The 12,371-nt window shown below is 59.0% G+C and carries 9 protein-coding genes; 4 read left to right on the forward strand and 5 right to left on the reverse strand.

The annotated features are described in order from the left end of the window. Positions 1-157: 157 nt before the first annotated feature. The 4 genes from K5R88_RS25315 to K5R88_RS25330 form a co-directional block, all read right to left on the reverse strand. A complete protein-coding gene (locus K5R88_RS25315) occupies positions 158-1,759 on the reverse strand; it encodes an ABC transporter substrate-binding protein (RefSeq protein ID WP_008024394.1) in 1,602 nt (533 codons plus the stop codon). A 308-nt stretch (positions 1,760-2,067) separates the two neighbouring features. Next, on the reverse strand, positions 2,068-3,693 hold the full coding sequence (locus tag K5R88_RS25320) for an ABC transporter substrate-binding protein (protein WP_226298591.1): 1,626 nt from the start codon (positions 3,691-3,693) through the stop codon (positions 2,068-2,070). 258 nt (positions 3,694-3,951) lie between these two features. Continuing rightward, positions 3,952-5,553, reverse strand: coding sequence for an ABC transporter substrate-binding protein (locus K5R88_RS25325; RefSeq protein WP_226298592.1), 1,602 nt, complete (start codon positions 5,551-5,553; stop codon positions 3,952-3,954). Positions 5,554-6,400: 847 nt separating this feature from the next. Then, entirely contained in the window at positions 6,401-7,117 is a 717-nt protein-coding gene (locus K5R88_RS25330; protein WP_008037440.1) for an SIMPL domain-containing protein, read from the reverse strand. Positions 7,118-7,429: 312 nt separating this feature from the next. On the opposite strand from K5R88_RS25330, the gene K5R88_RS25335 reads away from it, so the two are divergent. From K5R88_RS25335 to K5R88_RS25350, 4 genes are all read left to right on the forward strand, one after another. Beyond that, positions 7,430-8,692, forward strand: coding sequence for an ATP-binding protein (locus K5R88_RS25335; RefSeq protein WP_008026843.1), 1,263 nt, complete (start codon positions 7,430-7,432; stop codon positions 8,690-8,692). Next, a complete protein-coding gene (locus K5R88_RS25340) occupies positions 8,685-9,245 on the forward strand; it encodes a response regulator transcription factor (protein ID WP_008026845.1) in 561 nt (186 codons plus the stop codon). The genes K5R88_RS25335 and K5R88_RS25340 overlap by 8 nt, the downstream gene beginning before the upstream one ends. 97 nt (positions 9,246-9,342) lie before the next feature. Further along, positions 9,343-11,070, forward strand: coding sequence for an ABC transporter ATP-binding protein/permease (locus tag K5R88_RS25345; RefSeq protein WP_008037437.1), 1,728 nt, complete (start codon positions 9,343-9,345; stop codon positions 11,068-11,070). A gap of 195 nt (positions 11,071-11,265) precedes the next feature. Then, positions 11,266-12,015 (forward strand): FadR/GntR family transcriptional regulator, encoded by a 750-nt coding sequence (locus K5R88_RS25350; protein WP_031318393.1) that lies wholly within the window; start codon positions 11,266-11,268, stop codon positions 12,013-12,015. Positions 12,016-12,169: 154 nt separating this feature from the next. Here the strand turns inward: K5R88_RS25350 and K5R88_RS25355 are convergent, their stop codons facing one another. Further along, positions 12,170-12,361 (reverse strand): hypothetical protein, encoded by a 192-nt coding sequence (locus tag K5R88_RS25355; RefSeq protein WP_192227722.1) that lies wholly within the window; start codon positions 12,359-12,361, stop codon positions 12,170-12,172. Positions 12,362-12,371: the final 10 nt, after the last annotated feature.

Genomic DNA, 12,371 nt, shown 5'->3' on the forward strand with positions numbered 1-12,371 from the left:
CTTTCTTTTTTTATACCGGTCTTTTTTTGTGATCCGGCTATTGGTTTTGGAACTCATACAAGGCTTCGCAAACGTTTGCTGTCGGCCTGATCGGCAAATAACGGCAATACGCTTGCGTGAGGGCGGAATCCGCCCCCAGCGTTTTTTGGCTAATCGGTTATTTGTCGATACTGACGCCCGAGAACACGTTGCGGCCGAAAGGACTCACCTTGAATCCTTCGACTTTGGCGCTTAACGGCTGGTTGACCGTCGAGTGAGCGACAGGTGTGATCGGCACTTGCTGCTTGAGCAACTGCTGAGCCTGTTTGTAAAGCACGGTGCGCTGGTCACGGTCGGTGACGACCTTGGCCTGCTTGATCAGCTTGTCGTAAGCCGGATCACACCATTGGGAGTAGTTGTTGCCGCCAATGGCGTCGCAGCTGTAAAGCGTGCCGAGCCAGTTGTCCGGGTCCCCATTGTCACCGGTCCAGCCAATCAGGCTGACGTCGTGCTCGCCATTCTTGGTGCGCTTGATGTACTCGCCCCATTCGTAGCTGACGATCTTCACTTTGAGACCGATCTTCGCCCAGTCAGCCTGGAGCATCTCGGCCATCAACTTGGCGTTGGGGTTGTAGGGACGCTGAACCGGCATCGCCCACAGGGTAATTTCGGTGCCTTCTTTCACGCCGGCAGCCTTGAGCAGTTCCTTGGCTTTTTCCGGGTTGTAGGCGGCGTCTTTAATGGTCTCGTCGTAGGACCATTGGGTCGGCGGCATGGCGTTTTGCGCCAGTTGACCGGCGCCTTGGTAAACGGCGTTGAGAATGCTTTGTTTGTTCACCGCCATGTCCAGCGCCTGGCGCACTTCGAGCTGGTCGAATGGCTTGTGGCGCACGTTGTAGGCGATGTAACCGAGGTTGAAGCCAGGCTTTTCGATGAGCTTGAGATTCGCGTCGTTCTTCAGCGCTTCGACATCGGCAGGACGAGGGTGCAGGGTGATCTGGCACTCGTTGGCCTTGAGTTTCTGCACCCGCACCGAGGCGTCGGTGTTGATGGCGAAAATCAGGTTGTCGAGCTTGACCCGGCTCGGGTCCCAGTACTGCTTGTTGCCGCTGTAACGGATGTTGGAGTCTTTCTGGTAGCTCTTGAACACGAACGGCCCGGTGCCGATCGGCTTCTGGTTGATGTCGCTCGGCTTGCCTTCGGCCAGCAGCTTGTCGGCGTATTCGGCGGACAGGATGGCAGCAAAGCTCATGGCGATGTTCTGGATGAACGCGGCGTCCACGCTGTTGAGCGTCATGACCACGGTCAGCGGCCCGGTCTTTTCGACCTTGGCGATGTTCTTGTTCAGGCTCATCCCGTTGAAATACGGGAACTCGGTTGGATAAGCCTTACGGAAAGGTTGCTGCGGATCGAGCATGCGATTAAACGTGAACAGCACGTCATCGGCGTTGAAATCACGGCTCGGCGTGAAGTACTTGGTCGTATGAAATTTCACCCCTTCGCGCAGGTGAAAGGTGTACTTGAGGCCGTCTTCGGAAATATCCCAGCTCTTTGCCAGGCCTGGTACGACGTTGGTGGCGCCTTTTTCGAATTCTGCCAATCGGTTGTACAACGGCTCGGCGGCGTCGTTATCGGTCGCGGTCGTGTACTGCGCGGTGTCGAAGCCAGCCGGGCTGCCTTCGGAGCAGAACACCAGGCTGTTGTTGGCGGCCTGGCTGATGGAAGTGGCGGCCAGCAGGCCGGTGCCCAGCAATGCGGATAAAACCAAGGTATGGCGCATGACGCTCCCTTTTCTCTTTCGCTAAGTGTTTTCAATGCGCCGCTGTCCCGTCCGGGGACGTGGAGGCGTCACTGATCTCAAGCCATGAGGTACAGCAAAAACCGAGAGCCCACGCGTGCACTGGTCAGAACCCGACGGTAAGAGCCGCGAGTCTGGCAGTAAATGCGTAGAGTCCTAAAGACTCGTAGGAAAGGGCAACGCGTCCGACGCCGCAGCTGTAATGCTCAGCGGAATAGGATGTAGGTTGTTTCCTGCTTTCTCGGTAGAAAAAGCAACGGCGACGTCAAAAACGTCGCCGTTGCCAAATCTTATTTGCTGACGCTAACGCCGTAGAAGGAGTTCAAGCCGAATGGGCTGATCTTGAAATCCTGCACTTCGTTGCGCATGGGTTGGAACACCGTCGAGTGAGCGATAGGTGTCATTGGAACAGCGTCTTTGAGGACGTGTTGCGCCTGCTTGTACAGTTCGGTGCGCTTGCCCTGGTCGGTCGTGCGCTTGGCTTCTTTGACGATGCCGTCGAACTTCTTGTCGCACCACTTGGAGAAGTTGTTGCCTTGCAGCGAGTCGCAGCCGAACAGCACGTTCAGCCAGTTGTCCGGGTCACCGTTGTCGCCGCTCCAGCCAATCAGCATCGCGCCGTTTTCGCCGCCTTTGGAGCGCTTGATGTACTCGCCCCATTCGTAGCTCTGGATTTTGGCCTTGATACCGATCTTCGCCCAGTCGGACTGCAGCATTTCTGCCATCAGCTTGGCGTTCGGGTTGTACGGACGCTGCACCGGCATTGCCCATAGAACGATTTCGGTGCCTTCCTTCACACCGGCTTCCTTGAGCAGCTCCTTGGCTTTCTCAGGGTTGTACGGAGCATCCACGATGGTGGTGTCGTAAGACCACTGGGTCGGCGGCATGGCGTTGACGGCCTTTTGACCTGCACCCTGGTAAACCGAGTCGATGATCTGTTGTTTGTTGACGGCCATGTCCAGTGCCTGACGCACTTTCAGTTGGGCCATCGGGTTCGGCTTGTCGTCACCCTTGATCTTGTCCATCACGTTGTAGGCGATGTAACCCAGGTTGAAACCAGCCTGGTCAGGCACCTTCAGGGTTTTGTCTTCTTTCAGCGCCTTCAGGTCGGCCGGACGCGGGAACAGAGTGATCTGGCACTCGTTCTTCTTCAGCTTCTGGATACGCACCGACGGGTCGGTGGTGATGGCGAAGATCAGGTTGTCGATCTTGACGTCGTCAGGCTTCCAGTAGTCCTTGTTCCCGGTGTAGCGGATGTTGGAGTCTTTCTGGTAGCTCTTGAACACGAACGGACCAGTGCCGACCGGCTTCTGGTTGATGTCGGCGGCTTTGCCTTCCTTGAGCAGCTGGGCTGCGTACTCGGCGGACTGCACCGAGGCGAAGCTCATGGCCATGTTCTGGATGAACGCGGCATCTACTTCTTTGAGGGTGAACTTGACGGTGTGGTCGTCGACTTTATCGATCTTGGTGATGTTGGTGTCCATCCCCATGTCGGTGAAGTACGGGAATTCGGTCGGGTACGCCTTACGGAACGGATCATCCTTGTTAATCATGCGATTAAAGGTGAACAGCACGTCGTCGGCGTTGAACTCGCGAGTCGGCTTGAAGTACGGGGTAGTGTGGAACTTGACGCCTTCACGCAGGTGGAAGGTGTAAGTCAGGCCATCATCGGAGATGTCCCACTTGGTCGCCAGACCAGGAATAACGGCGGTGCCGCCGCGCTCGAACTGAGTCAGACGGTTGAACATGGTTTCGGCAGAGGCGTCGAAGTCGGTTCCGGTGGTGTACTGACCAGGATCAAAACCGGCCGGGCTCCCTTCGGAGCAGAACACCAGGTTAGTCGCCGCTTGGGCGAAAGGTGCGGCAGCTAACAAGCTGGCGCCGACTAAAAACGGAATGACCGCGTATTTAAGCATGGTGGCCTCATGATTTGTTGTCATTTTTGAATTTGAGGACGACCTCGTGAGTCGTGCCTGCGGATACTTATGCAGGGGCCATACCCAATGCAAGATGTTGAATGGCCACAAGCCTTAAACAGTGGCACGAACGTACCTTAATGTCGCATATGTATAAATTGACGCGCATTTGACCGTTTGCGTGTATTTTTTTCGGTGCAAACCACGCACTGACGAAGGGCAACCGGGGCGCTGGGCGCACCCGGTTGGCGCGCGGTGTTACTTATTTATACCCACACCATAGAAGGGTGTGAGGCCGAACGGGCTGATCTTGAAGTCGGTGACTTCCTTGCGCAGCGGCTGGAACACCGTCGAGTTGGCGATCGGCGTGATAGGCACCTGTTGCTTAAGGATTTGTTGGGCCTGTTGATACAGTTTCACCCGCTGCTGTTTGTCCGTGGACACCTTGGCTTGCTGGACGAGTTTGTCGTAGGCCGGGTCGCACCACTTGGTGTAGTTGCTGCCCTTCACGGCCGCGCAGCTGTAGAGCACGCCGAGCCAGTTGTCGGGGTCGCCGTTGTCGCCGGTCCAGCCGTAGATCATCGCGTCGTGTTCGCCGTTCTTGGCGCGCTTGATGTACTCGCCCCATTCATAGCTGACGATGTTGGCCTTGATGCCGACCTTCTCCCAATCCTGCTGGATCATCTGTGCCGACATCCGCGCATTGGGGTTGGAGGCACGTTGCACGGTCATGGCCCACAAATTGATGGTGGTACCGGGTGCAACCCCTGCTTCTTTCAGTAGCGCCCGGGCTTTTGTCGGGTCGTGGGGGGCATCCTTGATGCTTGGGTCATACGACCATTGCGCCGGTGGCAAGGCGTTTTGCGCCAGTTGCCCGGCACTCTGGTAGACAGCCTTGATGATCGCCGGTTTGTCGATCGCCATGTCCAGGGCCTGACGCACCTTGAGCTGGTCCAGCGGCGGGTGTGTCACGTTGTAGGCCAGGAAACCGAGGTTGAACCCGGCCTGCTTGAGCACGCGCAGGTTCGGGTCTTTCTCCATCACCTCGATGTCGGCCGGGCGCGGGTAACCGCTGACTTGGCACTCGCCGGCCTTGAGTTTCTGCAAGCGCACGGCGGCGTCCGGGGTGATCGAGAACACCAGGTTGTCAATTTTCACATCCTCGGGTTTCCAGTACGCCTTGTTGGCGACGTAGCGGATCTGCGAGTCCTTTTGATAACGCTTGAACACGAACGGGCCGGTGCCGACGGGTTTCTGGTTGATGTCGGCGGCTTTGCCTTCTTTTAGCAGTTGCGCGCCGTACTCGGCGGATTGCACCGAAGCGAAACTCATCGCCAGGTTCTGGATGAAGGCGGCGTCGATGTTGTTCAGGCTGAAGCGCACGGTGTGTTCGTCGATTTTGTCGACGCTCTTGATCGTTTTGTTCAGGTCCATGTCGGTGAAGTACGGGGACTCGGCGGGATAGGCTTTGCGGAACGCATTCTCCGGGTCGAGCAGGCGCTGGAAGGTGAACAGCACGTCGTCGGCGTTGAAGTCGCGGGTCGGGGTGAAGTAGTCGGTGGTGTGGAGTTTCACGCCGTCGCGCAGGTGGAAGGTGTAGGTGAGGCCGTCTTTTGACACGTCCCAGTTTGTCGCCAGCCCGGGTTCGACTTCGGTGCCGCCGCGTTTGAATTGGGTGAGGCGGTTGAAGACGGTTTCGGCCGAGGCGTCGAAGTCGGTGCCGCTGGTGTATTGGCTGGGGTCGAAGCCGGCAGGGCTGGCTTCGGAGCAGTAGACCAGGGTGGTGGCGGCTTGTGCGAATGGGGCGGTTGTTGCGAGGGCTAGGGCGAGCAGGAGTGGTTTGACGGTGGTTCTTTCCATGGAGTCCCCGGGGGTTTGGGTCGCTGTGTTTTCCTCAGGGTAGCGTCGTAGACGGGGTGGGCGGAAATATCCGTTTGTGAGGGGGACCCCTCTATCTCGGTATATTCAGGCTGTTTTCCGGATCTGCACACATCGACATGTAGGAGCCGGCTTGCTGGCGATGGCGGCCTGGTAGCCGACCATTTTCTTCCAGGTGTACATATCCATTCCTGCGGTAACGGCCACTTACGGTTTCGCCCTTACGGCGAGTCCCTTTTGGCAAACGCCCCAAAAGGAACCAAAAGGTCTCGCCCCGGCGTCCGGCCCCTCGCTTAGGCTCGGCGTTCCCTCGCTCCGGTCCGGCTCCGTGGGCCCGCCGCCATCGGCCATCCATGGCCGGGGGCGGCTAGCCCGGCATCCATGCCGGGCTGCCCACTGTGCAGAACCTCCGCTCGGCCTCCCGAAGGGGCGGGCAGATCAAAATCAAAAGCTGCAGGCGAGCTAACGCTCGGCCTGATGAGTGGTGAGAAGCGGGTGGGCGTCGACCTGCTTTTGTAGGAGCCGGCTTGCCGGCGATGGCGGCTTGTCAGCCAACCCGATTTCGCGGATGTACCACGCCTTTGTAGGAGCCGGCTTGCTGGCGATGGCGGCCTGTCAGCCGACCTGATTTCGCGGATGTACCTGAACCTTTGTAGGAGCCGGCTTGCTGCGGGCGGCGTTCCGACGATGGCGTCCGAAACAGCGTCGCAAAATCCGGAATTTTTCGCCAGCAAGCCGGCTCCTACAGGATCGGGTGGCGTCGATTTTCCGGGGGCATAAAAAACGGCGATCACTTTGGTGATCGCCGTTTTTTGTAAGGGCTATCGAATCAAGGCATCAATACTTCAATCGACCCATCCGCCGTCATGCTGACCTGGCTGGTGCCGGCTTCAACTTCCGGCGTAACCGGCGCGGCATCCATGCTGGCCGCTTTCATCATCATCGGCCCACGCATGTACGGTTGTGGATAACCGTTGCTGTTCAGGTTCAGGTTGACGATTTTGTAACCCTTGCCGCCCAGCGCGTCGGTGGCCAGTTGTGCTCGGGCTTTGAAGGCGGTCACGGCGTCTTTGAGCAGGGCGTCTTCGCTGGCCTTGCGGGTTGGCGTGGCGATGGCGAAGTCCATGCCGCCCATTTTCAGGTCGGTGAGCAGTTCGCCGGTCAGTTTCGACAGGGCGGCGAAGTCGGAGCTTTCCAGGCGCAGTTCGGCGCGTTCGCGCCAGCCAGTGATTTTCTGGCCCTTGGTGTCGTAGATCGGGTAGCTGTTGCGGCTGCCCTGGCGCAGGGTGATGTCTTTGACTTGCTTGGCCTGGGCCAGCGCTTTGTTCATGGTGGTGCTGACGTCGGCCGCGAGTTTGGCCGGGTCGGTGTTTTGTTCTTCGGTGTAGAGGGTCACGATCATCAGGTCGCGGGCAACTTCCTGACTGACTTCGGCGCGCAGGGAAATCTGGTTGTAATGCAGCTCGTCGGCGGCCATGGCCGGGAGGCTGGCGACGGTGCCAACGCTGAGGGCGAGAAGGGCGGCGCTGCGGCGGAAAGTGTGCATGAAAACTCCTTGGACGATGCGCAGGGGTTAGGTCCGAGCCTGCGTGAAACCATCAGACTCTAGCTTTAATGATCCGGTTCGCACAGTTACAACTTCTATACAGATGGTTGACCGCGTCGCGGCCTTCGCGGGCAAGCCTCGCTCCTACGCCAGAATGCATTTTCCTGTAGGAGCGAGGCTTGCCCGCGAAGGCGGCCTTATAGACGCGGCTGACATTCCTGCCATGTGGCCGTTTGCCGCACTTTTGCCTGTCAGCCCCCGTGCTTGGTTATACTCCGTGCGATCTGCCTGGAGCGCTCATCAGGAGAGCTCATGCTCGCCCCCGTTCAAATCACTTCCGCAACTCGTCAGAATCTCTGGCGGCTGACGTTCATCCGCACATTGGTGTTGGCCGCTCAGGCCGGTTCCGTGGGCCTGGCCTACTGGCTCGACTTGCTGCCGCTGCCTTGGTTCCAACTGGCCGCGACCCTCGGTTGCTCTATGTTGCTGTGCGCGTTCACGGCGATTCGGCTGCGTACCTCCTGGCCGGTTACCGAGCTTGAATACGCCGTGCAACTGGCCTGCGACCTGTTTATCCACAGCGCCTTGCTGTATTTCTCCGGCGGCTCGACCAACCCCTTCGTCTCTTATTACCTGGTGCCGCTGACCATCGCCGCCGTGACGCTGCCATGGCGTTATTCGGTGATTCTGTCGGGCATCGCCCTGGCGATGTACACCTTGTTGCTGGCGGGTTTCTATCCGCTGCAAACTTTCCCGATTGCCCGGGAAAACCTGCAGGTCTACGGGATGTGGCTGAGCTTCGCCCTTGCCGCGGCGGTCATCACCTTCTTCGCCGCGCGCATGGCCGAAGAGCTGCGCCGGCAGGAGGAGCTACGGGCCATCCGTCGCGAAGAAGGCCTGCGTGATCAGCAATTGCTGGCCGTCGCGACCGAAGCCGCCGGTGCCGCCCATGAACTGGGCACGCCGCTGGCGACCATGAGCGTGCTGCTCAAGGAAATGCGCCGGGACCATCACGATCCGATGTTGCAGGACGACCTCAGCGTGCTGCAGGATCAGGTCAAACTCTGCAAAGAAACCTTGCAGCAACTGGTGCGCGCCGCCGAGGCCAATCGCCGCTTGGCGGTGGAGATGCAGGACGTCACCGATTGGCTCGACGAAGCGCTGAACCGCTGGCACTTGATGCGCCCGGAAGCCAGTTACCGCTTCCAGCGCCTGGGCCAAGGCACCGTGCCACGCATGGCGCCGCCGCCGGACCTGACCCAGGCGCTGCTGAATTTGTTGAACAACGCCGCTGACGCATGCCCCGAAGGGCTGCAAGTGACGCTGGACTGGAATGCCGAGAATTTGACCATCAGCATTCGCGACCACGGCGCCGGTGTGCCGCTGGCCATTGCCGAACAGATCGGCAAACCGTTTTTTACCACCAAGGGCAAAGGTTTCGGCCTGGGCCTGTTTTTGAGCAAGGCCAGCGTGACACGCGCCGGCGGCTCAGTGAAACTCTACAGTCATGAGGAAGGCGGTACGCTCACCGAGCTGCGCCTGCCCCGTGTCGCCCGAGGAGACGAACATGAGTGAAGAGATCCAAGTCGAAGGCGAAGAACTGCCGCATTTGCTGCTGGTAGATGACGACGCCACGTTCACCCGCGTGATGGCGCGCGCCATGGCTCGCCGTGGTTTTCGCGTCAGCACCGCCGGCTCCGCCGAAGAAGGCCTGACCATCGCCCAGGCCGATATCCCGGATTACGCCGCGCTGGACCTGAAAATGGACGGCGATTCCGGCCTGGTGTTGCTGCCAAAACTGCTCGAACTCGACCCGGAAATGCGCGTGGTGATCCTCACCGGTTACTCGAGCATTGCCACCGCTGTCGAAGCGATCAAGCGCGGTGCCTGCAACTACCTGTGCAAACCGGCGGATGCCGATGATGTCCTTGCTGCGCTGCTCTCCGAGCACGCCGACCTCGACTCCCTGGTGCCGGAAAACCCGATGTCAGTGGACCGTTTGCAGTGGGAACACATCCAGCGCGTGTTGACCGAACACGAAGGCAACATCTCCGCCACTGCCCGCGCCCTGGGCATGCACCGCCGTACGCTGCAGCGCAAACTGCAAAAGCGTCCCGTTCGTCGCTGAACCTGCGCTGAACAAATGCCGGCCGCGCCTCGCGACAAACCGAGCCGATCATCTATGATCGGTTCGTGCGTGTTCTTTTCTTTATCGAGCCTTTTCCATGAATCAGAACGCTGAATATTCCGCGGTCAACGATGCCGTGCGCGGGCAGTTTTTTCGCAAAGTCTGGGCGATGATCACGCCTTATTGGCAAAGCGAAGAGAAGGTCAAGGCCTGGACACTACTGATCGCGGTGATCGCGTTGTCGTTGATCAGCGTGGGGCTCTCGGTGTGGTTCAACACCTGGTACAAGGACTTCTACAACGCTCTGCAGAAGAAGGACGAAGCCGCGTTCTGGCAGCTGATTCTGTATTTCTGCGGGATTGCGGCGGTGGCGATCATCGGTGCCGTTTACCGGCTCTATCTGACGCAGATGCTGACCATTCGCTGGCGTGCCTGGCTCACGGAAAAGCATTTCGCCCGCTGGCTCGGCAACAAGAATTACTACCAGCTGGAGCAGGGCGGTTACACCGATAACCCGGACCAGCGGATTTCCGAAGACCTCAACAACTTCACCTCCAATACCCTGGAGCTGGGCATCGGTTTGCTGCGCAACATTGTCAGCCTGGTGTCGTTCTCGATCATTCTGTGGGGCGTGTCGGGCAGTATCGAAGTGTTCGGTTTTACCATTCCCGGCTACATGTTCTGGTGTGTGCTGGTGTATGCCGTGATCGGTAGCTGGCTGACGCATCTGATCGGTCGTCGCCTGATCGGCCTGAACAACCAACAACAACGCTTTGAAGCCGACCTGCGTTTCTCCATGGTACGGGTTCGCGAAAATGCCGAGACCATTGCGCTGTACAACGGCGAACCCAATGAAAATCGTCGCTTGAGCCACCGCTTCGGGCTGGTCTGGCACAACTTCTGGGACATCATGAAGGTGTCCAAGCGTCTGACGTTCTTTACTGCGGGTTACCAACAGGCCGCCATCATCTTTCCGTTCATGGTCGCCGCCCCACGTTATTTCGCTGGCAAGATCGAACTCGGTGATCTGATGCAAATCAGTTCGGCGTTCGGCAATGTGCAGGAGAGCTTCAGCTGGTTTATCAGTGCGTACCAGAACCTCGCCTCATGGCGTGCCACTTGTGATCGTCTGCTGAGTTTCCGTCAGGCCATGACCGACAACGAAGAGCGCGCGCCGGCCATCGACGTACAGAATCAGGGTAATGGGTTGAAGATTCACAACCTGGGCCTCGATCTGGCGGATGGTCGGCATTTGCTGACCAATGCCGACATGACCGTGGAGGAGGGCGAGCGCGTGATGCTCAGCGGCCGTTCCGGCAGCGGCAAGTCCACGTTGCTGCGAGCGATGGGGCATTTGTGGCCAACAGGCCATGGCAGCATTCGTCTGCCGGCGGCGCGCTATTTGTTCCTGCCGCAAAAGCCTTATCTGCCGATTGGCACGCTGCGCGAGGTGTTGAGTTATCCACAGCCTGGCGAGACCTATCCGCAGGAACGCTACGTTCATGTGCTGGAAACCTGTCGTTTGCCACACCTGGTTTCGCGCCTGGATGAAGCGAATCACTGGCAACGCATGCTTTCGCCGGGTGAACAGCAACGTCTGGCCTTTGCCCGTGCGCTGCTTTATGCACCGCAATGGCTGTACATGGACGAAGCGACTTCGGCGATGGATGAAGAGGATGAAGCTTCGCTGTATCAGGCGTTGATCGATGAGATTCCGGGGCTCAGCATCGTCAGCGTCGGGCATCGCAGCAGCCTGAAACGCTTCCATCCACGGCATGTGCGCATCGACAACGGCCATCTGGTGGATCAGACCGTAACCGCATAATCACCACAATCCCTGTAGGAGCGAGGCTTGCCCGCGAAGAACGATGACGCGGTCTTAATTACAATCCGCGTAACGGCCTTGGCGGGCAAGTCGGATCGCCGCACCGCTCGCTCCTACAAAGGGGTGATGGTGATCGTACAACCGCGTTGAGCTATGATGCGGTTTCAGCCGAATTTTTCGAGACAGACGTTCACCATGGAAAACCCGATCGACGCACCACGCCTCCCTCGCAAGCGCCGCAGCCTCGCACAGGAATTGGTGACGGTGCTGTCCGAGCAGATCCGCGATGGTCACCTCAAGCGCGGCGACAAATTGCCCACCGAGTCGGCGATCATGGATGCCCATGGCGTCAGCCGCACCGTGGTGCGCGAGGCGATTTCCCGTTTGCAGGCGGCCGGGCAGGTGGAAACCCGCCACGGCATCGGCACCTTCGTGCTCGATACACCGAGCCCGAGCGGTTTCCGTATCGACCCGGCGACGGTGGTGACGCTGCGTGATGTGCTGGCGATTCTGGAGCTGCGTATCAGCCTCGAAGTGGAGTCCGCGGGGCTTGCTGCGCAACGTCGCAGCCCTGAGCAGTTGGCGTTGATGCGCGCCGCCCTGGACGCCTTGAACGAAAGCGCGGCCCACGCCAGCGATGCCGTGGCCTCGGACTTCCAGTTCCACCTGCAAATCGCGCTGTCGACCGGCAACCGCTACTTCACCGACATCATGACCCACCTGGGCACCAGCATCATTCCGCGCACGCGCCTGAACTCGGCACGCCTGGCCCATGACGACCAACAGCACTACATGAGTCGCCTGAGCCGTGAGCACGAAGAGATTTACGATGCGATTGCACGCCAGGATTCCGATGCGGCGCGGGCGGCGATGCGCTTGCATCTGACGAACAGCCGCGAGCGGTTGCGTCATGCGCATGAAGAGGCTGAGGCGCAGCGGGGTTAATATTTCAACCCGGGTTACGGGTTGCTCGAGAGACCGCTATCGCCGGCAAGCCGGCTCCTACAGGAACTGTGTCGTACGCAAATTTTGTGTACGACGACAATCCTGTAGGAGCCGGCTTGCTGGCGATGAGGCCTGCGGCCATCACATCACAGCGTCAGCCAGCACGAAGAATCGAACGATCCACCCTCACCGCCAACCGACCTGCACCGGGCTTGGCATCGAACACCACATCCCCATGCTTACCCACCACCGCTTTGGCAATGGCCTTGCCATCAGCCAGCAATTCCAGCGGCGCACCCTTCAGCGAATCGCCCGAAGCCAATTCCAGTTTCAGTTTGATAGTCATCATCGATCTC

This window comes from Pseudomonas sp. MM213, assembly GCF_020423045.1.
In the GTDB taxonomy this organism is placed as follows: Bacteria; Pseudomonadota; Gammaproteobacteria; order Pseudomonadales; family Pseudomonadaceae; genus Aquipseudomonas; species Aquipseudomonas migulae.

Bases quoted from the DNA above. Each gene is read 5' to 3' on its own strand.
- K5R88_RS25315 (WP_008024394.1), bottom strand. From the start codon at position 1,759: ATGCGCCATACCTTGGTTTTATCCGCATTGCTGGGCACCGGCCTGCTG.
- K5R88_RS25320 (WP_226298591.1), bottom strand. From the start codon at position 3,693: ATGCTTAAATACGCGGTCATTCCGTTTTTAGTCGGCGCCAGCTTGTTA.
- K5R88_RS25325 (WP_226298592.1), bottom strand. From the start codon at position 5,553: ATGGAAAGAACCACCGTCAAACCACTCCTGCTCGCCCTAGCCCTCGCA.
- K5R88_RS25330 (WP_008037440.1), bottom strand. From the start codon at position 7,117: ATGCACACTTTCCGCCGCAGCGCCGCCCTTCTCGCCCTCAGCGTTGGC.
- K5R88_RS25335 (WP_008026843.1), top strand. From the start codon at position 7,430: ATGCTCGCCCCCGTTCAAATCACTTCCGCAACTCGTCAGAATCTCTGG.
- K5R88_RS25340 (WP_008026845.1), top strand. From the start codon at position 8,685: ATGAGTGAAGAGATCCAAGTCGAAGGCGAAGAACTGCCGCATTTGCTG.
- K5R88_RS25345 (WP_008037437.1), top strand. From the start codon at position 9,343: ATGAATCAGAACGCTGAATATTCCGCGGTCAACGATGCCGTGCGCGGG.
- K5R88_RS25350 (WP_031318393.1), top strand. From the start codon at position 11,266: ATGGAAAACCCGATCGACGCACCACGCCTCCCTCGCAAGCGCCGCAGC.
- K5R88_RS25355 (WP_192227722.1), bottom strand. From the start codon at position 12,361: ATGACTATCAAACTGAAACTGGAATTGGCTTCGGGCGATTCGCTGAAG.